Source organism: Geodermatophilus sp. FMUSA9-8, from assembly GCF_037034165.1.
In the GTDB taxonomy this organism is placed as follows: domain Bacteria; phylum Actinomycetota; class Actinomycetes; order Mycobacteriales; family Geodermatophilaceae; genus Geodermatophilus; species Geodermatophilus nigrescens.
Genome location: NZ_JBAGKE010000002.1, coordinates 563146 through 584495 on the forward strand (window position 1 = coordinate 563146; position 21350 = coordinate 584495).

Annotated in this window: 24 protein-coding genes; 7 read left to right on the top strand and 17 right to left on the bottom strand. The window is 75.5% G+C overall.

Annotated features, from left to right (window positions below; all coding sequences use genetic code 11):
• Positions 1-35: 35 nt before the first annotated feature.
• The 4 genes from WA616_RS06995 to WA616_RS07010 form a co-directional block, all read right to left on the bottom strand.
• Positions 36-1001 carry a hypothetical protein gene (locus WA616_RS06995; protein WP_336028479.1) on the bottom strand — a complete coding sequence of 322 codons (966 nt, stop codon included), beginning with the start codon at positions 999-1001 and terminating at the stop codon, positions 36-38.
• Positions 998-1279: a hypothetical protein gene (locus WA616_RS07000; RefSeq protein WP_336028481.1), complete on the bottom strand. Its 282-nt coding sequence runs from the start codon at positions 1277-1279 to the stop codon at positions 998-1000. Before WA616_RS07000 ends, WA616_RS06995 begins: the two co-directional genes overlap by 4 nt.
• A gap of 267 nt (positions 1280-1546) precedes the next feature.
• A complete protein-coding gene (locus tag WA616_RS07005; RefSeq protein ID WP_073421168.1) occupies positions 1547-1777 on the bottom strand; it encodes a toxin-antitoxin system YwqK family antitoxin in 231 nt (76 codons plus the stop codon).
• Between the two features lie 103 nt (positions 1778-1880).
• Positions 1881-2513, bottom strand: a complete 633-nt coding sequence (locus WA616_RS07010; RefSeq protein WP_073421167.1) for a hypothetical protein — start codon at positions 2511-2513, stop codon at positions 1881-1883.
• 370 nt (positions 2514-2883) lie between these two features.
• On the opposite strand from WA616_RS07010, the gene WA616_RS07015 reads away from it, so the two are divergent.
• The gene (locus tag WA616_RS07015) at positions 2884-4287 is read left to right on the top strand and encodes a cytochrome P450 (protein ID WP_336028483.1); all 1404 of its coding nucleotides are present in this window, start codon (positions 2884-2886) and stop codon (positions 4285-4287) included.
• A 26-nt stretch (positions 4288-4313) separates the two neighbouring features.
• Positions 4314-4637: a GNAT family N-acetyltransferase gene (locus tag WA616_RS07020; protein ID WP_336028485.1), complete on the top strand. Its 324-nt coding sequence runs from the start codon at positions 4314-4316 to the stop codon at positions 4635-4637.
• 4 nt (positions 4638-4641) lie between these two features.
• On the opposite strand, the gene WA616_RS07025 is transcribed toward WA616_RS07020, so the two are convergent.
• The 3 genes from WA616_RS07025 to WA616_RS07035 are packed head-to-tail and all read right to left on the bottom strand — an operon-like array spanning position 4642 to position 6517.
• Positions 4642-5811 carry an NAD(P)/FAD-dependent oxidoreductase gene (locus tag WA616_RS07025; protein ID WP_336028487.1) on the bottom strand — a complete coding sequence of 390 codons (1170 nt, stop codon included), beginning with the start codon at positions 5809-5811 and terminating at the stop codon, positions 4642-4644.
• Positions 5808-6053 carry a helix-turn-helix domain-containing protein gene (locus WA616_RS07030; protein WP_073421161.1) on the bottom strand — a complete coding sequence of 82 codons (246 nt, stop codon included), beginning with the start codon at positions 6051-6053 and terminating at the stop codon, positions 5808-5810. The genes WA616_RS07025 and WA616_RS07030 overlap by 4 nt, the downstream gene beginning before the upstream one ends.
• Positions 6053-6517 (bottom strand): DUF2975 domain-containing protein, encoded by a 465-nt coding sequence (locus tag WA616_RS07035; protein WP_336028490.1) that lies wholly within the window; start codon positions 6515-6517, stop codon positions 6053-6055. Before WA616_RS07035 ends, WA616_RS07030 begins: the two co-directional genes overlap by 1 nt.
• A 110-nt stretch (positions 6518-6627) precedes the next feature.
• Here WA616_RS07035 and WA616_RS07040 point away from each other — a divergent pair, with 110 nt between their 5' ends.
• The 5 genes from WA616_RS07040 (at position 6628) to WA616_RS07060 (ending at position 11808) form a co-directional block, all read left to right on the top strand.
• Entirely contained in the window at positions 6628-7074 is a 447-nt protein-coding gene (locus WA616_RS07040; protein WP_336028493.1) for a helix-turn-helix transcriptional regulator, read from the top strand.
• A 5-nt stretch (positions 7075-7079) separates the two neighbouring features.
• Entirely contained in the window at positions 7080-7490 is a 411-nt protein-coding gene (locus WA616_RS07045; protein WP_336028495.1) for a VOC family protein, read from the top strand.
• A 110-nt stretch (positions 7491-7600) separates the two neighbouring features.
• A complete protein-coding gene (locus tag WA616_RS07050; protein WP_336028497.1) occupies positions 7601-9985 on the top strand; it encodes an excinuclease ABC subunit UvrA in 2385 nt (794 codons plus the stop codon).
• 4 nt (positions 9986-9989) lie between these two features.
• On the top strand, positions 9990-10748 hold the full coding sequence (locus tag WA616_RS07055; RefSeq protein ID WP_336028499.1) for a DUF2332 domain-containing protein: 759 nt from the start codon (positions 9990-9992) through the stop codon (positions 10746-10748).
• Positions 10749-10782: 34 nt separating this feature from the next.
• Positions 10783-11808 carry an iron-siderophore ABC transporter substrate-binding protein gene (locus tag WA616_RS07060; protein WP_336028502.1) on the top strand — a complete coding sequence of 342 codons (1026 nt, stop codon included), beginning with the start codon at positions 10783-10785 and terminating at the stop codon, positions 11806-11808.
• Between the two features lie 173 nt (positions 11809-11981).
• Here WA616_RS07060 and WA616_RS07065 read toward each other — a convergent pair whose 3' ends face one another.
• The 10 genes from WA616_RS07065 to WA616_RS07110 all read right to left on the bottom strand — a co-directional run bounded on the left by WA616_RS07065 (position 11982) and on the right by WA616_RS07110 (position 20808).
• A complete protein-coding gene (locus WA616_RS07065; protein WP_336028505.1) occupies positions 11982-12251 on the bottom strand; it encodes a hypothetical protein in 270 nt (89 codons plus the stop codon).
• A 197-nt stretch (positions 12252-12448) separates the two neighbouring features.
• Entirely contained in the window at positions 12449-12616 is a 168-nt protein-coding gene (locus WA616_RS07070; RefSeq protein ID WP_336028507.1) for a hypothetical protein, read from the bottom strand.
• 191 nt (positions 12617-12807) lie between these two features.
• Positions 12808-13020, bottom strand: a complete 213-nt coding sequence (gene tatA, locus WA616_RS07075) for a Sec-independent protein translocase subunit TatA (RefSeq protein ID WP_336028510.1) — start codon at positions 13018-13020, stop codon at positions 12808-12810.
• A gap of 171 nt (positions 13021-13191) precedes the next feature.
• Positions 13192-15219: a fibronectin type III domain-containing protein gene (locus WA616_RS07080; protein ID WP_336028512.1), complete on the bottom strand. Its 2028-nt coding sequence runs from the start codon at positions 15217-15219 to the stop codon at positions 13192-13194.
• Positions 15220-15403: 184 nt separating this feature from the next.
• On the bottom strand, positions 15404-15973 hold the full coding sequence (gene lepB, locus WA616_RS07085; RefSeq protein ID WP_336028515.1) for a signal peptidase I: 570 nt from the start codon (positions 15971-15973) through the stop codon (positions 15404-15406).
• Positions 15949-16536 (bottom strand): hypothetical protein, encoded by a 588-nt coding sequence (locus WA616_RS07090; RefSeq protein WP_336028516.1) that lies wholly within the window; start codon positions 16534-16536, stop codon positions 15949-15951. Before WA616_RS07090 ends, lepB begins: the two co-directional genes overlap by 25 nt.
• The gene (locus WA616_RS07095; RefSeq protein WP_336028519.1) at positions 16533-18128 is read right to left on the bottom strand and encodes a multicopper oxidase family protein; all 1596 of its coding nucleotides are present in this window, start codon (positions 18126-18128) and stop codon (positions 16533-16535) included. The genes WA616_RS07090 and WA616_RS07095 overlap by 4 nt, the downstream gene beginning before the upstream one ends.
• Before the next feature lie 118 nt (positions 18129-18246).
• Positions 18247-19554: a sensor histidine kinase gene (locus WA616_RS07100; RefSeq protein ID WP_336028522.1), complete on the bottom strand. Its 1308-nt coding sequence runs from the start codon at positions 19552-19554 to the stop codon at positions 18247-18249.
• On the bottom strand, positions 19544-20218 hold the full coding sequence (locus WA616_RS07105) for a response regulator transcription factor (protein ID WP_336028525.1): 675 nt from the start codon (positions 20216-20218) through the stop codon (positions 19544-19546). The genes WA616_RS07100 and WA616_RS07105 overlap by 11 nt, the downstream gene beginning before the upstream one ends.
• A gap of 173 nt (positions 20219-20391) precedes the next feature.
• A complete protein-coding gene (locus WA616_RS07110; RefSeq protein WP_336028527.1) occupies positions 20392-20808 on the bottom strand; it encodes a response regulator in 417 nt (138 codons plus the stop codon).
• Positions 20809-21350 lie beyond the last annotated feature (542 nt).

Sequence of the window (21350 nt, forward strand, 5' to 3'; positions counted from 1 at the left end):
CCGGGTTCCGGCCGATCTCGACCCGCAGGGCCCGGCTACCCCCCCGACGGGTGGGTCCGGATGGCGGTCACCAGGTGGCAGCCGGCCTCGGCGAACTCCTCCACGACGAAGCCGAACTGCACCAGCAGCGTGCCGAGGGTGCCGTTCATGGTCCGCTGGACGGCGGTGTCCAGGGCGGCGCCGCGCACCTGCTGCAGGCTCATCCGGTCGTGCTGGCGCCAGCTGACCAGGATCCCGCCGTGCAGCGGCTCCGGGGTCAGGCACACCCCGCCCGACGGGGTCTCGCCCGTGTCGGCGCCGGAGCAGTCGTGTAGCGGCAGGCCCGCCTCCACGAGCGCGGCGGTCACCTCCACGACGAGCGTGGTGAGCGCGTCCTCGTCGGTGAGCAGCTCGTCCCAGTCCTCGGGGAGGCGGTCGAGCTGCTCGCCGAGCTCGGCGAGCCAGGCGCGGTCCTGCGCCGAGGGCCGGCGGGAGACGGTGCCATCGGGCCGCAGCACGCCGTGGACGGCGCGGGCGTCGGCGTCCAGGCCGTTGGCCACCGCCGCCCAGTCGGCCTCGACGCGGTCGGCGAAGGGGCCGGCCAGCGCGGCCGGGGCGGACCGGTCGCCGTCGACGTCGACCAGCCACCAGGCGGTCGGCGCGCCGGGGTCGGCGAGCCGGCGGCCGGCCGGGTGGGTGGCCAGCCCGACGGCGGTGCGCGCCTGGGGGGCCACCTCCACCGCGCCGGCGCCGGGCAGCGGGGCGTCGACGCGGGCGCGGGCGCCCTCGCCGCCGGGGCCGCCGGTCTCGCCGAGGGCGGGGCCGGCCGGGGCGGCGGGGCCGGCCGCGTCGCCGCCGGCAGGGGCCGGGACGTCGGCGGGGCGCTGCTGCCCGGCGCGTGCGAGGTTGCGCTCGAACTCGTACCGGGCGGTCGAGGCCCGGCCGAGGGCGACGACCAGGCCGGCCAGCCCGAGGAAGCCCAGGACCGCGACCAGCGGCCAGAGGAGGACCGGGTCGTTCACCACGCGCACCAGGAACGCTGCGGGCCGGCGCCCCACGCGGCGGCGCGGCGGACCCAGCTCCGGACGAGGGCGACGGCGTCCACCGGCGCGCGGCCGGCGGGCTCGTCGGCGGGCACGTCGCCCGTCTCGTCGGCGGGCTCGCCGGCCGTCTCGTCGGAGAGGTCGGCCGGCGTCTCGAGGCCGAGCAGGCCGACGAGGTCGGCGATGCTCAGCCCGTCGTCGGCCGCGGCCGGGGAGAGCAGGGACCGGCGGGGGGCCGGCGGGGCGGGCGCGCTCACGGTGGGGTTCCTCCCGGACTGACGTCCCGGCCGGGGAAGGTGCCGGGGACGGGACGAGCATCGGGCCCGGAGCGCCCCGCGGACCCCCGTCCGGCACGCCCCCGGCGCCGCCGTCACGTGATCGTTGTGTCCGTGCTGGTCAGGAGTGGGTCACCCGCCGCTGCGGCCGACGTCATGTCGACTCGCCGTGCGCTCTCCCGCGTGGGAGCGCCCGCCGGGCCGCCGGTCACCCCGGACGGGCCCGGGACGCGCGGCGTGTCGGTCCGGTCAGCCGAACGTCGTCGTCTTGTACGGCGCGCCGGAGCGGTCGTACGTCGTCCACTCGCCGGTCTGCCGGCCGGCGTCGAAGGTGCCCGACCGCAGGAGCGTCCCGTCGAGCCGGAACCACTCCCAGTACCCGTGCGGCTGACCGCCGGCGACGGGGCCGCGGGCGCGCAGCGACCCGTCGCGGTGGCGCTCCTCGTGGAGCCCCTCGTCGGGGAAGGCTGCCTGCGGCACGTGCGGCAGCCTGCCACGGGGCACCGACCGTCCCCGGGAACGCCACAGGGACGCCGTCGACATCGACGGCGTCCCTGAGGGGGGTGGAGCGGGGTGGGGTCCTTCAGTCGGCGTAGCGGACGACGTGGCCGCCGGCCTCCTCGCCGAGCGGGGTGACGTCGAGGCCGCGCAGCCAGAGGACGTCGGCCAGCGCGCGGTTCATGACCGCCTGGACGGAGATGTCGGCGACCAGGCCGTGCACCTGCTCGACGCTCATCCGGTCGTGCTGCCGCCAGCCGACGACGACGCCGTCGAGGGCGGGCTCGGCGCTCAGGCAGGCGCCGCCCAGCGCGCCGCCGGCGCCGGAGGCGTCCCACAGCGGGAGGCCGGCCTCGGTGAGCGCCGCGGCGACCTCGACGACGAGGGTGGCCAGCGGGTCCTCCTCGCCGAGCGCGGCGTCCCAGTCGTCGGGCAGCCGGTCGAGCTGGTCACCGAGGTGGGCCAGCCACGCCAGCTCCTGCGGCGACGGGCGGCGGTGCAGCCCGCCGTCGGGCCGGCGCAGGCCGTAGACCGGGCGCAGGCTGCTGCCCTCGTCCACCGCGTGCCCGGCCGCCGCCCAGGCCGCGCCGGAGCGGTCGGGGAAGGGCCCGTCCACCAGCCGGCCGGGCCCGAGCCCGTCCTCGCTCACCAACCACCAGCCCAGGCGTGCCTCGCCGTCGAGCCGGACCTCACTGCTGCGCAGAACCACCGTGTCCACCGTTCGTCCCGTCCATGGGGCCGTCGAGGGGAAGTGCGACGGCACCCGCACCGCCGTGGGGAGGCGGTGCGGATGGCAGAACGGTAGGGCGGCGCGACGCCCGCCACACGCCGTTGCGCCCCTCCGGGACGCGGCGTTCCCGGATCGTTGCGAAGCCGCGTAGCACAGCCGGTGACCCGCCTCCCCAACCGCCCACATGTCGACCGTTCCGCGCTCCCCCGGGCGTGGGGAGTTGCCGAACCCGGCCGGTCACCCCGTTTCGGCTGGAGTCCCCGGCGCGTCCCGCGGGACGGGTGGACGGCGCCCCGGCGGCTGCGCAGGATGGGGTACCCGGCCGTACCGGTCGCCGGGCGCGAGGGAGGCGACGGGGATGACGGCGGGGACGACGGCGCGGACGACCGCGGGGACGACCGCGCGGACGACCGCGGGGACGACGGCGCGCAGCGCGGTCCGGTGGGCGGCGACGCACGGGGTGATGCGGCTGGCGATCCGGGCCCGCGCCCGGGCCGGCGACCCCGACGCCGAGGTGCTGCGCGACCCGGCCGTCCGGGAGGACCCGTTCGCGCACTACGAGCGGCTGCGGACCGCCGCGCCGCTGGTCGGCGGCGCGTTCTCGAAGGTGAGCGTCCACCAGGACGTCTGCACCGAGGTGCTGCGCAGCGCCGACTTCGGGCAGATCGGCGGCTCCCGCACCGAGGGCCTGCCGCCGGTCCTGCGCACCGCGCTGCGCCTGGCCGGGCCGCGGGCGAGCGTCGGCCCGATCGACCCGCCGTCGATGCTCGCCGTCGACCCGCCCGAGCACACCCGCTACCGGCGGCTGGTCACCCGGGCGTTCAGCGCGCGGGCCGTCGCGCGGCTGCGCGAGCGCACCCGCGCCATCGCCGAGGAGCTGCTCGACGACCTCGAGCGCGACGCCGCCGCGTCGGGCGGGCGCACCGACCTCGTGGCGCGCTACGCCAGCCTGCTGCCGGTCACCGTCATCTCCGAAATGCTCGGCGTCCCGGTCGCCATGCGGGAGCAGTTCCTCGCCTGGGGCGACGCCGCGAGCCCCAGCCTCGACATGGGGCTGGACTGGCGCACCCACCGCGGCGTCGAGCGCAGCCTCGGCGAGCTCGACACCTGGTTCCGCGGGCACCTGCGGGAGCTGCCCCGCTCCCCCGGCGACGACCTGCTGTCGGCCCTGGTGACCACGGCCGACGACGACGGCAGCGGGCTGACCGAGCAGGAGTTGCTGGCCACCGCCCTGCTGGTGTTCGGCGCCGGCTTCGAGACGACGGTGAACCTCATCGGCAACGGCGTCGACCGGCTGTTCGCCTACCCGGACCAGCGGCGGCTGCTGGCGGAGGACCCCGCGCTGTGGCCCAACGCCGTCGACGAGGTGCTGCGCGTGGAGTCGCCCGTGCAGCGCACCGGCCGGCGGGCGCTGCGCGACACCACCGTCGCCGGCGTGCCGGTGCGGGCCGGCGACCTGGTGATCCTCGTGCTGGCCGCGGCCAACCGGGACCCGCGCGTCTTCGACGACCCGCACGCCTTCGACGTCACCCGCGCCAACGCCCGCGAGCACGTCGCCTTCTCCAGCGGCATCCACTACTGCCTGGGCGCCGCGCTCGCGCGGATGGAGGGCGAGGTGGCGCTGCAGGCCCTGTTCGAGCGGTTCCCCGACCTCGCCCCGGCCGGGCCCGCCCGGCGGCGCCGCACGATCATCCTGCGCGGGCACGACACGCTGCCGGTGCTGCTCGGCCCGGCGGCCGACCGGCGCACCGTCCCCGCCTGACCCTCTCCTGCGCCAGGATCACCGCCATGAGCGATGCGACGCCGCAGGTGGTGGACGTGCCGGAGGCCGGCCGCTTCGAGGTGCGGGTGGACGGCGCCGCCGCCGGCTTCGCCGAGTACCGGCGGACGGCGTCGTCGCTGGCCTTCACCCACACCGTCGTCGACCCGGCCTTCGAGGGCCGCGGGCTGGGGTCGGTGCTGGCCCGGGGTGCCCTCGACGCCGCGCGCGCCGAGGGCGTGCCGGTGCTGCCGTTCTGCCCCTTCATCCGCAGCTGGATCGAGCGGCACCCCGACTACGTCGCGCTCGTCCCGGCCGCCCGCCGCGCGCAGTTCTCGCTGCCGGAGGGCTGAGCCCTCAGGCGGGCACGGCGGCCGCCGTCCGGCGCACCGGCGCCGGGTCGGGGAAGGAGCGGTCACCGAAGAGCACGCGCCGGGCGGCGGCCCGGCCGGGCGGGGTGCGCAGCAGCGCAACGCCGGCCCCGGCGACGGCGGGCGTGCGCACCGCGGCGAGGCCCCGCCGCAGGAGCAGCCGGCCACGGAACGACGCGCGCAGCGTGGCGCCGTCGTAGGCGGCGAGCGCGTCGCGGCGGCCGGTGCGCAGCGCGTCGTCGAGGACCTCGGCGGCGTGCGCCGACAGCCGCAGGCACGGGTCGAGGCCGCCGGCGGTCAGCGGGGAGACCGCGCCGGCGGCGTCGCCGACGAGCAGCCCCTCCGGGCAGCCGATCCGGCGCAGCAGGCCGCCGACCGGGATGGGGCCGCCGCGCCGTTCGACCGCCTCCGGCCGCGGGCCGGGCAGCCCGGGCGCGGTCGCGGCGAACCGGTCGAGCGCGGCGCGCAGCCCGGACGGGAAGCGGTGCGCGTACCCCGCGACCCCGACGTGCGCGTGCCGCCCGTCGTCCACCACCCAGGCGAGGTAGCCCGGCGCCAGCGTCGGGTCGAGCACGCAGTGGAAGGTGGGCGTGCGGCCGGTGTCCGGGACGGCGTACACCTCCTCCGCGCCGGTGAGCAGCTCGGTGTTGCGGTCCAGGCCGAGGTCGCGGGCCACCCGGGAGCGGGCGCCGTCGGCACCGACGAGGAACCGCGTCCGCACCCGCAGCGGGCCGCCGGGGCCGGTGAGGACGACGGCGCCGTCGTCGGCGCGGCCCTCGTAGCGGGTGCCGAGCGCCAGCCGCACGCCGGCCGCCACGGCGGCGCGCGCGCCCGCCTCGTACAGCGGGCCCATGTCGCCGACGCGGTACTCGTCGCGGTCGCTGTCGAGCACCACCGGGCGGCGCAGACCCGGCGGGTACAGGGCGACGCGGCGGATGGGCGGGCCGAGGTGCTCGGGCGGCAGGTCGAAGTCGTCGAGGGTCCGGCGCACGAAGATCCCGGTGGTGCGGACCGCCCCGGTCAGCCGCGGCCGCCGGTCGGCGAGCAGCACGTCGTGCCCGCCCCGGGCGAGCAGCGTGGCCGCGTGCAGCCCGGCGAGACCCGCCCCCACCACGACGACGTCGGCGCCGTCGTGCCCCTTCCCGTCGGCGCTCACCGGCGGGCCTCCTGCACGGCGGCCGGCGCGTCCTGCTCGTCGGGCACCCACTCCAGCAGGTCGCCGGGCTGGCAGCCGAGCACCCGGCACATGGCCTCGAGCGTGCTGAACCGCACCGCCTTGGCCCGGCCGTTCTTGAGGACCGCGACGTTGGCCGGGGTGAGCCCGACGCGCTCGGCGAACTCCCCCACGCTCATCTTGCGGCGGGCCAGCTCCACGTCGATCCGGACGACGATCGCCATCAGATGACCGCCTCGAGGTCGTCGTGCAGGGTCGTGGCGGAGCGCAGCAGCGCCCGCAGGACCACGACGAGCAGCCCGACCGCCGCGCCGACCACCGCCAGCCCGAGCAGCGCGGGGGGCAGCCCCGGCGGCGCCCCGGCTGCGGCCGCGTACGCGGTGGCGGCCAGCAGCAGCACCTCCGCGGCGGCGACCAGCAGGACGACGGCGTCGACCCAGGGCCGGGACGCCGCGCTGAACACCCGGTCCCCGGCCACCAGCGCCAGCAGCCGCCAGGTGCAGACGACGACGGCCTCGGCGCAGGCGAGCACCAGCACGCCGGCGACCAGCAGCGGGCCGCGCAGCCCGTCGTCGGCCAGCTGCCCCACCGCCCAGGGGAGGCCCGCCACCTGGGCGGCGAGGAGGGTGGCGAGCACCAGGACGAGCAGGACGCGCAGCGGGCGCACCACGCGGGACAGCGGAGGCATGCATCGAACGTCGCGCACTTGCTATCGATTGTCAATCGGTACACGCCGTCGGTCGATGGTCCGTCGCGCACGGACTGTCCCCGCGGCGGCTCCGGTGGCACCATCCGCCCGTGACCAGGCCACCGGACGACCGCGAGCACCTGCGCGACCTCGCGCGGCCGCGCCGCGTGCGCGACCGGATCGACCGGGAGTACGCCCAGCCGCTCGACGTGGAGGCGCTGGCCCGGGGCGTGCACGTGTCGGCCGGCCACCTGAGCCGCGAGTTCCGGCGGGCCTACGGCGAGTCGCCGTACTCGTACCTGATGACGCGCCGGATCGAGCGCGCGATGGCCCTGCTGCGCCGCGGCGACCTCACCGTCACCGAGGTCTGCTTCGCCGTCGGCTGCTCGTCCCTCGGCACCTTCAGCACCCGGTTCACCGAGCTCGTGGGCGTGCCGCCGAGCACCTACCGGCGGGAGGCGGCGCGCGCGGCGGACATGCCGTCGTGCGTGGTCAGGGCGGCCACGCGACCGGTCAGGAATCGAGAAGCACCCGTGGGGGCGCCGTCCCTAGCGTGAGCGGCATGACCCTCACCATCCACCACGCCTTCCTCCCCCACGACGACCCCGAGGCCTCGCTGGCGTTCTACCGGGACGCGCTCGGCTTTGAGGTGCGCAACGACGTCGGCCACGCCGGCATGCGCTGGATCACCGTCGGCCCCGCCGACGAGGCCGCCACCTCGCTGGTCCTGCACCCGCCGGCCGCCGACCCGGGCGTCACCGACGAGGAGCGCCGGGTGATCGCCGAGATGATGGCCAAGGGCACCTACGCCTCGCTGGTCCTCGCGACGGAGGACCTCGACGGCACGTTCGACCGGATCCAGGCCTCCGGCGCCGAGGTGGTGCAGGAGCCCACCGAGCAGCCCTACGGCGTCCGCGACTGCGCCTTCCGCGACCCCGCCGGGAACATGGTCCGCATCCAGGCCGTCACCTGAGCCGTTCCCCGGCCGCCTGCGCGTCCACCGGACGGGCGGCGGACTCCCGTCCCGTCGTCCCCGTCCGGTAGACAGCGGCTGCGACCCCGCCACCCCGGATGGAGACTGCGATGAGCACGGCCACGCCCGACGCCCGCCCGAGCTCGCCGCACGCGGCGGACAGCCACGACCTCATCCGGGTGCACGGAGCCCGCGAGAACAACCTCAAGGACGTCAGCGTCGAGCTGCCCAAGCGCCGGCTCACGGTCTTCACCGGCGTCTCCGGGTCGGGGAAGAGCTCGCTGGTGTTCGGCACGATCGCCGCGGAGTCGCAGCGGCTGATCAACGAGACCTACAGCGCCTTCGTGCAGGGCTTCATGCCCACGCTGGCCCGCCCCGACGTCGACGTCCTCGACGGCCTGACCACGGCGATCATCGTCGACCAGGAGCGGATGGGCGCCAACCCGCGCTCCACGGTGGGCACCGCCACCGACGCCAACGCGATGCTGCGCATCCTGTTCAGCCGGCTCGGGCAGCCGCACGTCGGCGGGCCGCAGGCGTTCTCCTTCAACGTCGCCTCGATCAGCGGCGCAGGCGCGGTCGCGTTCGAGAAGGGCGGGCGCGAGGTCAAGGAGCGCCGCGAGTTCAGCATCACCGGCGGCATGTGCCCGCGCTGCGAGGGCATGGGGCGGGTCAACGACATCGACCTGACCGCGATCTACGACGCGGAGAAGTCGCTGCAGGACGGCGCCCTGAAGGTGCCCGGCTACAGCATGGACGGCTGGTACGGGCGCATCTTCGCCGGCGCGGGGCTGCCCATGGACGTGCCGGTCGGGGAGTTCACCGAGAAGCAGTTGCACACGCTGCTGCACGGCGAGCCGACGAAGATCAAGGTCGAGGGCGTCAACCTCACCTACGAGGGTGTGATCCCGAAGATCCAGAAGTCGATGCTGTCCAAGGACGTCGAGGCGATGCAGCCGCACGTGCGCGCCTTCGTCGAACGGGCGGTCACCTTCACCGCCTGCCCCGAGTGCGGCGGCACCCGGCTGAGCGAGGCCGCCCGGTCGTCGAGGATCCGCGGGCTGTCCATCGCCGACGTCTGCGCGATGCAGATCAGTGATCTCGCCGCCTGGGTCGGCGAACTCGACGAGCCCTCGGTCGCGCCGCTGCTGGCCTCGCTGCGGCACACCCTCGACTCCTTCGTCGAGATCGGGCTGGGCTACCTGTCCCTCGACCGGCCGTCGGGGACGCTGTCGGGCGGCGAGGCGCAGCGCACCAAGATGATCCGCCACCTCGGCTCCTCGCTCACCGACGTCACGTACGTCTTCGACGAGCCGACGATCGGCCTGCACCCGCACGACATCGCCCGGATGAACGAGCTGCTGCTGCAGCTGCGCGACAAGGGCAACACGGTGCTCGTCGTCGAGCACAAGCCCGAGGCCATCGCGATCGCCGACCACGTCGTCGACCTCGGCCCGCGCGCCGGCACCGCGGGCGGCGAGGTCGTCTTCGAGGGCACCGTCGAGGGCCTGCGGGCCAGCGGCACCCTCACCGGCCGCCACCTCGACGACCGCGCCGCGCTCAAGCCCGCGGTGCGCACGCCCACCGGTGCGCTCGCTGTCCGCGGCGCGGCCACCCACAACCTGCAGGGCGTCGACGTCGACGTGCCGCTCGGGGTGCTCGTCGTCGTCACCGGGGTCGCGGGGTCGGGCAAGAGCTCGCTCGTCCACGGCTCGGTGTCCGGGCGCGAGGGCGTGATCACCGTCGACCAGGGCGCCATCCGGGGCTCGCGGCGCAGCAACCCGGCCACCTACACCGGCCTGCTCGACCCGATCCGCAAGGCGTTCGCCAAGGCCAACGGCGTGAAGCCCGCGCTGTTCAGCCCCAACTCCGCCGGGGCCTGCCCCACCTGCAACGGCGCGGGCGTCGTCTACACCGACCTGGCGATGATGGCCGGCGTCGCCAGCCCCTGCGAGGTGTGCGAGGGGCGCCGGTTCATGGACGAGGTGCTCGAGTACAAGCTGGGCGGGCGCGACATCAGCGAGGTCCTCACGATGTCGGTCGCCGAGGCGCTGGAGTACTTCGGCGCCGGGGAGGCGCGCACGCCGGCGGCGCACGCGCTGCTCACCCACCTGTCCGACGTGGGCCTCGGCTACCTCACCCTCGGGCAGCCGCTCACGACGCTGTCCGGCGGCGAGCGGCAGCGGCTCAAGCTGGCCACCCACATGGCCGGCAAGGGCGAGGTCTACGTGCTCGACGAGCCCACCACCGGCCTGCACCTGGCCGACGTCGAGCAGCTGCTCGGCCTGCTCGACCGGCTGGTCGACTCCGGCCGCTCGGTCATCGTCATCGAGCACCACCAGGCGGTCATGGCGCACGCCGACTGGGTCATCGACCTCGGTCCCGGCGCGGGCCACGACGGCGGCCGGGTCGTCTTCGAGGGCACCCCGGCCGACCTGGTCGCCGCCCGCTCCACCCTCACCGGGCAGCACCTGGCCGCCTACGTCGGCGCCTGAGGCCGTGCCCCGGCGGGCGGTCCGCGACGAGACCGGCCGGTACGCCGTCCTCCACCCGCTGGTCGCGGAGGCGGCGCGGCGGGCCGGCGCGGACGCCGTCGGGCTGGTCGACGTCGGCCGCCCGGCCGCGCTGAACACCGCCGTCGACCGGGTGGGGGTCCGCTACGACGACGGCCCGGTCCTCGGCGACCCCGCCTCCCCGGTGCAGGTGACCGCCGGGACCGTCGGCGGCCGCCCGGTACCGGCGACGGCGCTCCCGCCGGTCGTCGCCCGGGTTGGCGTCGACCGCGCGCCGCTCGACGTGACCGATCCGGACGACGCCCGGGAGCTGCTGGCGTCCGGGCCGGCGGACGACCGGGAGCGGGCCGCGCTGCTGGCGGCGGAGGTCGCGCTGGCGGCCGCCGCCCCGCCGGAGCTCGTGCGCGGCGACCCGGTGGACGGCCTGCCGGAGGCGCTGGCGCGGGTGCCGGCGGGCGCGCTGCCCGTGGTGACGACGACGTGGGCGCTGTCCCGGCTCGCGCCCGCGCGCCGCGCCGCGTTCCTGGGACGCCTCGAGGAGGCCGCGGCCGGGCAGGCGCTGGCGTGGGTGTCGGCGGAGGGCGTGGGGGTGGCGCCGTCGGTGCCGACGCTCGGCGACCGCCCCGCCTCCGGGCACAGCCTGCTGGCCGTGGCGGTGTCCGACGGCGGGCGCCTGCGCGTCGACACGGTGGGTCGGTGCTGGTCCCGGGGCCGTCTGGTGGCGTGGTTCCCGGACGCCCCGTGATCACGTCGCGGTTAGGGCAGGCTAACCTGCCCGGGTGTCTCCGCGTCCGGGTCTCTCGCGCCCGTCCCGTCTCGTCGTCCCCCTCGCCGTCCTGGCCCTCACCGGCGGCCTGACGGCCTGCGGCTCGGAGGAGGAGCCAGCCGCCGACGCCGGCTCGTCGTCCTCGTCGTCCTCGGGCGCCTTCCCCGTGACGATCGAGAACAAGTTCGGCACCACGGAGATCCCCGAGGAGCCGCAGCGGGTGGTCACCGTCGGCTTCAACGACCAGGACTTCGTGCTCGCGCTGGGCGTCACGCCGGTCGGTGAGCGCGAGCTGCTCGGCGACTACGACGCCACGACCCGCCCGTGGGCGGAGGAGCAGCTCCCCGACGAGGAGATCCCGACCGTGGGCGGCGAGGAGATCGACGTCGAGGCCGTCGCCGCGCTCGAGCCCGACCTGATCGTCGGCGTGTACTCGTTCATGGACGAGGCCGTGTACGAGCAGCTGTCGGGCATCGCCCCGACGCTCGCGCAGACCGACGAGTACGCCGACGGCGCCACCCCCTGGCAGGAGCAGACGCTGCTCATCGGCCAGGCACTCGGCCGCGAGGACGAGGCCCAGGCGCTCGTCGACGACGTCGAGGGCCGGTTCGAGACCGCGGTCGAGGAGAACCCCGACTTCGCCGGGAAGTCGATCGCCGTCGACCTGACGGGCGTCGGCTCGGGCCACTACCTGCTCGGCTCCGACGACCTGCGCACCCAGTTCTTCACCGACCTGGGCTTCACCGTCCCCGAGACCAGCACCGACGTCAGCCAGGAGCGGCTCGACCTGCTCGACGCCGACGTGCTCGCGGTGAACGGCTACGACCGGGCCGCCGCCGACGCGGACACGCTGTTCTCCGCGCTCGACGTCGTCACCTCGGGCCGCACGGTCCTGCTGGGCACCTACTCCGGCGACGTCTCGGCGGCGCTCGGCTTCGGCAGCCCGCTGTCGCTGCCCTACCTGGTCGACGAGGTCGTCCCGGCCATGGCCGCCGCGGCCGACGGCGACCCGGCCACCGAGGTCCCCGTCCTCGGCTGAGGTCCGGTCCCCGACGCGCCCCCGGCCTCCCGGCCGGGGGCGCGTCGCGCTTCCGGATCAGTGTTCCGGCGGCCGATGCCGTCGGCGGTCCGCCAGCCTGCCGAGCAGCTCGTACCTCGCCAGGATGACGACGACGACCAGGACGCCGAGGCCGACCACCAGTAGCGCCTCGATCACCCGCGCACCCCGTAGCGGCGGCGGGCCCAGGCGCGGAACCCGAGGACGACGACGAGCAGCAGGACGACGTTGACCACGGCAGCCTGCCAGCCCAGCGTGACCAGGCCGACCAGCGCCAGGAAGGCGATCCAGGGCAGCTCCTTGGCCAGAGTCTGCGTGACTGACCCACCGAAGTGGCTCCGCACCCAGGCGGCGTTGCCCGCCTCGTCCTCCGCCTTCGCCGCCTCGTACCGGCTGTGCCACGCCCCGTCCCGCCTCGCACCCATCCGGGCATCCCTCCGGCAGCGGAGTCCGGCGCAGCTCCCCCCAGCTGTCGATCGCCGGCCGGCTCGGACGCTCGCCGCCGACCCTGACGGCAGTCCCACGCCGTCGCAAAGGGACGGCCGCGGGGTCCGCCGATCGGGGGACGGGTGGAGTCGCCCGGAACGGCGAGCCGCGCGGCTCGGCGCCCCGGGTGCGGGCGTCAGGCTGCGACCAGGTTCTGCACGGTGGTCGCCGCGGCGGACGCAGCGCCGGTGCCGGTGGCCAGCCACGAGGCCGTGGCGACGACGCCGCCGCCGATCATCAGCAGGGCGACGATCCCGATGACGCCGATCCGGCGGCGCAGGCGGCGCTCGGGGCGGATGGACATCGGCTGGTCGGCGCTGCAGGGGCAGGTGCAGGTGCGGGTCGTGGCGGGCTCCGGGCGGTCGGCGTTCGGTTGTGGACCGGAACGTCTTCCTCCCGTTGCACACGACCATCGGGCGTCCCGCAGGATTGCTTGAACCCGATCTCGTCGCTGGGCCGCCCCCGCGAGGTGGTCGAGCCGCCGCGGTCCGGGCCCTACGGCGTCGGGCCCGGGACCGGGGACTCCACCCGGCCGGAGCCGGTGCCCGGCGCCGCCGCGCGGTCCTCCTGCCGGAGCCCGTTCATCTCGCCCTTGAAGATGCGCAGCGAACGGCCGAGGGAGCGGGAGGCGTCGGGCAGCTTCTTGTACCCGAAGAGCAGCATGACGGCGACGAGGATCAGGCCGATCTCGGTCGGTCCGAGGTTCATGGGAGTCCCTCTCTGAGCGGTGGTGGTGGGTGGGTCCCGGGGGGGGGCGTCGACCCGACCCGGGTCGGGTGCTCCGCAGGACTCGAGGGCACGTCACCGGGGACGACGTGCCCTCGAGCCCGAGGACCGGGGCGGCGGGAGGGACGGGGGCGGAACCTCCCGCCGCCTCGGTCAGCCGTTGGCCAGCGTGATCGGCCCGACCTGGCCCCCGCCGCTGGAGACGGCGAAGACGTTCGTGGGCCGGGTGGTCGCGTACTGGCCGGTCCGCACCCGCAGGGTCCAGACCCCGGTCACGGCGCCGGCGGCCGGCTGAGCGACCGTGGCCGTGCCGATGACCGGGCCGGTCGGGCCGTTGGCGCGGATGCTGATGGTGGCGCCGGGCTGGGTGCCCGTGCCCTCGATCCGCAGGTCACCGGCCTTCCAGGAGGCCCGGGTGACGGCCACCGTGTCGCTGGCCGGCGCCGTCGGGACCACCTGCACCGGCGCGGAGGGCTGGCTCGTCCCCGCCGTGCTCGTCGCGGTGGCCGTCACCGCGTAGGTCACGCCGTTGACCAGGCCGGTCACCGTGGCGCGGGTGGCGTTCGCCCCGGCGTCGACCGACACCGGGACGGCGGCGGCCGGCGAGCCGGCGGCCGGGGTCGCGGTGATGCGGTAGCCGGTGACCGGGCTGCTGCCCGGGGCCGCAGGCGCGGTCCAGCTGACGACGGCCTGCCGGTCGCCGGCGGTGACGGTGCCGACGGTCGGGGCGCCGGGCGCAGCGCTGGTGCCGAAGGTGTAGGTCTCCGTCGTCACCATGGAGGTGTTGCCGGCGGCGTCGATGGCGACGTACCGCAGCGTGACGGTCGGCGTGGCGCTGCTGAGCCCCAGCGGCACGGGCGTGCCCTCGTACTTGAGTGCGCCCGCGCTGGCCGCGTCCGGTGCGTCCAGCGGGCTCGATCCGTCGAGGGTGTAGAAGACGTCGGAGCCGGCCTCGGGGGTGAAGCTGACGGACACGTCCTGGGTGAAGGTTCCACCCGCGGGGCTGAGCCGGACGGTCGGCGCCGTGGTGTCACCGTCGCCGCCACCGGGCGTGCCGGTGGAGGTGCCGTTGAGGGCGGGCGGCCAGGACTCCCCGTTGGCCGTGATGGCCCGGACCTCGACGCGGTTGCCGGCGAGGGTGCCCGGCAGGTCGACCGTGGTCGCCGCCGGGTTGCTCAGGCGCACGCCGAACTCCGTCTGCACCCCGCCCGTGCTGGCGGTCGAGACCGCCCGGACCGACCAGCCCTGGACCGGTGCGGTGCCGGGGTTCTGCTGGGCGGGCGTCCACGTCACGCGGATCCGGTCGCCCTGCTGCGCGGCGGTCACGCTGCTCGGCGACCGGGGACCCTGTCCCGCGGCGCCGGCCGGGCATCCGCCCATGCCGGGACCGTCGATCTCGCCGAACTCGCTGATGGTGAGGCCCTGGCGGTTGCCGTCCGCGTCCTCGTCCTGCCACGCCATCACGCGCAGCTGCCCGGCCTCGGCCGCCTCGGCGGTGCCCGGGGTCGGGAACTCGTAGGTGGCGGTGAAGGACCCACCGGACACCGCGAGACCCGAGCGGTAGTCACCCTTGGGGGCCTGCACGAGTCCCGCCGGCGGCACCGCGCGGACGTCCCGACGGCCGATGGCCGGGTCGTCGCGCATCTCCGGGTTGATGATCCGCTGCTCCAGCTGGGCGGTGTTGACGCCCGCGCCGACCGTGCCGGTGACCTCGAGCCGGTTGCCGTCGCGCGTCGCCCCGGTCACCTCGGCCGCCTGGACGGTCGTGTCGTAGGTCTGGCCGTCGAAGCGCACGGTGATCACGTCGCCGGCCCGGATGTCGGGCGTGACCTGCAGGCCGCCACCGGCTCCCCAGCAGACGCCGCCGGGGTGGTTCACCTCGACGGTCGGTTCGCCGGCGGCGATCGCGGCCGGGGAGGCGCCCGTCCCGGTGGTCGAGCCGATGACCGTCGAACCACGGCGGACCTCGATGGTCACGGGCTTGCCGGAGGCGGCGGCGAATCCCTCGAGGGACACCATGTCGCGGTTCGGGAACACCACGATGTTGTCGGGGAACGCCGGGACCGCGGCCCGGGCGGCGGGTGCCAGGGCCACGGTGATCGACGCACCGGCCAGCGTGAGCGCGCAGGCCGCGAGTGCCGTGCGCCGGCGCCGCGGCGGGATCGGGGTCCGGGCGGGCACCGGGGCCCGGTGCCTTCCTGCGGTGGTGGTCGTGCTGTCTGTCATCGGAGGTCTCCCCATCGGACGGCTTCTCCGCGGCCTCCTGCGACCGACGAAGCTGTCCCGGTCGACACTCGCGACAGCGGCCCCTCCGGACGACTCCCGGGCGGGGGGGCACCCCACCCCCCAACCGTGGGGAGGCGGCTCAGCAGCCGTGCTCGTGCAGCGGGCCGGGAGCCGGCCACACGCGCGCGAGCACCGCCCCGACGACGTCGGTCGCCGGGACGGTGCCGAAGGTCCGGGAGTCGACGGAACTCCCCCGCGCGTCGCCGAGAAGGAAGAGCTCGCCGGCGGGCACGGTCACGGGGCCGAAGAAGACCCCGTCGAGGCGGCTGTGGTCGACACCGGCCTCGCACACCCGCTGCCCGTCGACGACGAGCCACCCGTCCTCGAGGGCGACCCGGTCACCCGCGGTCCCCACGACGCGCTTGACGAGCAGGCCGCCCGTCACCGGGGAGCGGACGGCGACGACGTCCATCCGCCGGACCGGCCCCGTGTCGTGGTCGACGAGGACCAGGTCCCCCGCCGCCAGGGTGGGACGCATGCTGTCGGAGTCGACGCGCATCAGCTGCAGGGGCAGCAGACCCGCCACCGAGGCGGCGACGAGTGCACAGAGGAGCGCCGCCAGGGCCGACGTCACCCGGCCGGCGCGGCTGCGGCGGCGCAGGGACGGGGCGGGCTCCCGGTGCGTCAGGAGAGGACGCCCGTCAGCCACAGGAGCCAGGTGACGGCGCCGAGCGCGAACAGCCCGTCGAGCACCCGCCGCCGGGCACCGGTCGGCAGCAGCGCGGCGAGGGCGACCAGGGCGAGGCACTCGGCGCCGGCGGTCAGCGTCCCGAGGACGGGGGCCTCCGGCGCCTCGACCGGCTCGGTGCCCAGGGCGATCGGACCGGTCGCCGTGGTGTGCGCCGCGTGGTCGGCCGCTGCGCCAGGTGCTGCGGAGTGGTCGTGCCCGAGGAAGGGGTCGAGCAGGTCGGTGGTGTGCCCGACGACGTAGAGCAGCAGCAGTCCTGCCGTGGCGGTGACCACCGCCGTGAGGAAGCGCGGGTCCCGCGCCCCGTCGGGCCCCAGGGCCAGCCAGGCGGCGGCTCCGAACTGGGCGAGCGCCGTGAGGAGGAAGAACCCGACGACGAGGTCGCTGGTGCCCAGGTGGTCGACCGCGGCCAGGACGTGCAGGCCCGCGGCGGCCGCGGTGGCCGCCGCCGCGGCCCAGCGGAGGCCCGTCATCCGCGGTGCGGCCGCGACGGCCGGCTCGGCAGCGGCGGTCCCGGCGGTCACAGCGCGGGCTCCGGCGCCGAGCTCGGCGGGGCCGCGTGGATGGGGTCGCAGTCGGGGTCGTGGGCCCCGACCTGGAACTGGGTCATCATGTCGTGGTCCTCGTGGCTGAGGTTGTGGCAGTGGACCATGTAGCGGCCGTGCGGGCCGTCGGGCGAGGAGAACCGCATCAGCAGCCGGACGGTCTCGTTCTCGCCGACGTAGACGACGTCCTTCGGCCCGCGCTCCTCGGGACGCGGGGGGCGGCCGTTGCGGGAGAGGACCTGGAAGTCGACCAGGTGGATGTGCAGGGGGTGGAACCAGCCACCGGAGCGGTTCTCGACCTCCCAGATCTCCACCGCGCCGGGGTCGACGCGCGCGAACAGCGGCTCGTACTCGCCGTCCTCGACGTCCTTCCACGTCTTGCCGTTGATCGACCACAGCCCGGGCTCGCCGGTGCGCTCCAGCCGCATGCGGCGGGTCGCCGTCGACATCCCGGCGGTCAGCGCCATGGCGGGGTGCGGCGGGGCCAGCGTCGCGGGGACGCTGTTGTTCCGGGTGTCGGTGGCCGGACCGCTGACCTCGAACTGCATGACCTTGCCGGTGTGGTCGTAGTCGACGGCGTTGTTGACGCCGAGGTTGACCAGCTGGATCTTCTGCCCGGCGGTGATGGCGGCGAAGTCGACGACGATCTCGTAGCGCTCGGCCATGCCGACGGTGATCTGGGTGACCGTCTGCGGAGCGGACATGAGACCGCCGTCGGTGGCGATCACCTGGAACGGCTGCCCGTTGCTCAACCGCAGGCGGTAGCCGCGGGCGATCGACGCGTTGAGGATGCGGAAGCGGTACTTGCGCTGCTCCACGCGCATGGTCGGCCAGGGACGGCCGTTGACCAGGATGACGTCGCCGTAGACGCCGGAGTGGCTGTTGTCGTCCCAGAGCAGCGAGCCGTTCTCCGCGAAGGCGACGTCGCCGATGGTCAGGGGGACGTCGTAGGCACCCCGGGGGATGGGCAGCGCCGCCTCGACGGGGTCGCTGACGTGGTACTGCCCGGCCAGGCCCATGTAGACGTTCTCGGCCGTGTGGTGCACCCCGTGGTCGTGGTACCAGAGCGTCCGCGCCTCGCAGCTGTTCGGGTAGACGTAGTCCTTCCACTGCCCGGGCATGGAGTTGTCCCCGGCGTACCCGTCGTACTGCGGCTCCGACGGCATCCCGTGCAGGTGGGTGGACGTCCAGGGGGTGTACCCCAGCGTCGGGTGGACCGCCGGCAGTGCGTTGACCTGTCGCACGATCGTGCGCCGGCCGCGCGTGGCCTTGATCGTGGGCCCGGGGACCATGCCCTCGTATCCCCACAGCGGCGTCTGCACGCCCGGGAGGATCTGGCCGACGAACGGCCGCTGCACGACCCGGTAGTAGTCCGTCGTGGCGTCGCTGCGCACGGCACGGAGCACCGGCGGCACGGCGAACGGCACGGTGTAGGGCCGGGGGATCTTGTTGCTGGCGATCCGCGACGCCGACTTGGCCGACAGCACTCCCTGCCACGGGATGGCCAGGGCGGCCGCGCCCAGGGCGCCGATCTTGAGCAGGTCTCGTCGGCTGACGGCGGGTGCACTCACGGGAACTCCTCGGACTGGCGCGTGTACGACGCCAATCTGCCGAGGTCAGCGGGGGGATCCCAGCCGCGAGGAGGGGGAGGGGGAGCCCCCTAGATGTGGGTGGTCGACATGGGTGTCGTCACGCACCGTGTGGAATCGGCAGCAGCGCGGTCAGCACGGTGCCGCCGTCCGCCCCGGGCTCGACGCTGACGGTGCCGCCGAGGTCGCGCACCCGGTCGTGCACGAGCCGCAGGCCCAGGTGTCCCGCGCCGGCGTCGTACCCGTCGTCGACCCCCACACCGTCGTCGGCCACCGTCAGGACCACCGCGCGGTCGCCGTCGGCACCGGTCGGGGCCAGGCGCACCTCCGCACGGTCGGCCCGCGCATGACGGGCGACGTTGGCCAGGGCCTCCTTGACCGTCCGGTAGAGGACGGCGGCCACCTCGGGCCCCACCTCGGGCAGCGGCTCCGTCCGGACCTCCACGTCGACGCCGTCGGAGCGGAGCCGCTCGGCGAGGTCGTCGAGGGCGGCGACCAACCCCTCGGGGCTGAGGTCGGGCGGGTAGATGTCGAACATGAGCCGGCGCAGCGAGGTCACCGCGTGCCGGACGGTGGAGACCAGCCGGTCGACGTGCGGCTGCCGGTCGTCGGGGACCGAGGAGCGCAGGGCGGTGAGGGCGTAGCTCACGCCGGCCAGGTCCTGTACCGGGCCGTCGTGGACGTCGGCGGCGATGGACCGGCGCTCGCGATCGGAGGCGGCGAGGCTGCGCGTCACCAGGTCGAGGCGCTCGGCCTCCTGACGGCGCACGCGCCGGGCGAGTGAGGCGGCGATGGGCAACTGGACGAGCTGGAGGACGACCAGCGCCCCGACCGCCAGGGGCACGATCTCGCCCCGCAGGAGCGCCGCCTGCTCGTCGACGGCGTCCGTGGCGAAGTAGGCCTCGACCGCCATCCTCTCGGCGCCGACGTCGATGGGCACGTAGACCTCGAGGAGCGGTCCCTGGACGTCCCCGTACGCGGTCTCCGGTTCGTCGTCGACGTGGGCGACCACCACTCCGCCGAGCGCCGCCACCAGGTCGTCGGAGGGCGGTTCCTGCCGTCCGATCAGCTGCTCGATGGTCGCGTAGACCACCTCGCCGCGGTCGGTCCAGACGACCACCGAGGTGATCGAGCCGTCGCTCAGCCGGTTCGTGAGGACGCGGTCGAGCTCCTCCCACCGCTCGGGCATCCCGCTGACGGCCTCCCGGACCAGCGGGGCCACGATCAGGTCGGCGAGCCGGACGGCGATGCGTTCGGCCTCCGCGAGCGCGTTGTCGCGAGCGATGCGGTCGCTGATCAGGACGGTCGTGGTGCCGACCGCCACGAGGACCAGGAGCGCCGCGGCGACGAAGGCGGCGAACTGCCGCCTCGCGCCGTTCCTCGCGCGACCCCGCGGGTCAGTGGGCACTGGGGGTGAGCAGCCCCAGTTCCTGGGCCTTGACGACCGCTTCGAGCTGGCAGCGGACACCGAGCTTGGCGTGGATCGACTTCACGTACCCCCGGCAGGTCTCCAGGGTGATCCCGAGGACGCGGGCGATGTTCTTGACCTGCATCCCCCGCCCCAGGCAGTCGAGGACCTCCTGCTCACGCCGGGTCAGCTGCGGCCGCATCGGCCCCCGGGGAGCCGGGATCGCGGAGGCGCCGCTCGCGAACGTCGAGGGCGCGACGAGCATCGACCCCGCCTCGACGCGACCCAGGACGTCGATCATCTCGGCGAGCGAGCCGTCTTTCGGGACGAAGGCGGACGCCCCGGCCTGCGCCGCCCGCACGACCCAGTCGGGATCACGGTGGGCGGTGACGACGGCGACCACCGCGTCGGGTGCCACCTCCCGGACCCGACGGGTCGCCGCCAGGCCGTCCTGCTGCGGCATCTCGATGTCCATGACGACGACGTCGGGCTGCAGCTCCCGCGCCATCGCGATCGCCTGCGCGGCGGACGACGCGATGCCGACCGCGACCATGCCCGATGACTCCAGCGCGCCCGCCAGCAGTTCGGCGAAGGTCACGTGGTCGTCGACGACCAGCACGGTGCGGGTAGCACTGGCCGTCCCGGCGATGGACGCGAGCGTCACGGAAGCCCCCCGACTCCACGAGATCCACCGCGGGTCCGCGGTGTGACGCGCATTACGACACGCCGTGACCTCGCGGAGAAGGCCGTGCCCCGCGGCTGGGACCAAGGTCCCTCGTCCGAGGGGTCCGGCGCAGCAGGTTGTGACAGATCGTGCTCGACGTTTCACGCAAGCGCTCAGTCGGCGGACGCCTCGCCGAGCGCGTGGACGCCGGCCGACCAGGCGACGCCCCCCTCGGCCACCGCGCGCACGCGCGCCGCGAGCAGCGTCGGGTCGTCGTCCTTGAGCAGGTACCCCGCCACCCCGATCCGGCGGGCCTCACGGACCGATCCGGGGGACGCGTCTCCCGTCAGCATGACGACCCGGGCGGAGGCGTCGACGGCGAGCACCTCCCGGGCTGCCTCGAGGCCCGTCACCCCGGGCATCGCCAGGTCGAGGAGGAGGACGTCGGGTCGGTGCCGGCGGAAGGCGGGCAGGACCTCGGCGCCTCCGCGGCACTCCGCGACCACCGTCGTGTCGGCCGCGCTGTCGAGGACGTCGACCACGGATGCACGGAAGAAGGCGTGGTCGTCAGCGACGAGGACCTCAATCACCGGCCACCTCCTGGGCGAGGGCTACGCGACGTGGTGCCGGGCGGCCGGATGGCCGACACACCGATCATGCCGCATCGGATGGCGGAACGAATACGTCCGTAGGGCCCGGGTGAGGGGTTCCGGGACCCCCAATCCCGGGGACGCGCCCCGGCGCGGGCACTGCGGGCCCGGACGGCAGCGCACCAGGGCCCCACCGCACCGGCGGGGCCGCGGTCGATGCGCGGACCGGGACGTCGCGAGCACCCGCCGCGCCGCCGACGGCGCACCGGCCCGCTTCCACACCCCGGGTCCGATTCGGCGCGGTGGGCCCCGTGGGGATCGAACCCGCAACCCGCGGATCAAGAGCCCCTCTGGGACACTGTTCTGACCAGCTCGGTCTCGACCGATCCGGCCTCTGAGCTGGCCTGTTGCCATTGGTCGTGTGCGGCCACGGTTGGCCCGGCTGGCCCCTTCTGCGGGCGTCCTGTGGGGGCGGTGCGGGGGGGGGGCGGTGGCGGTGTGGGCGCGGTGTGGGCGTGGAGCGGGCGGCGCGGCTTCCGACC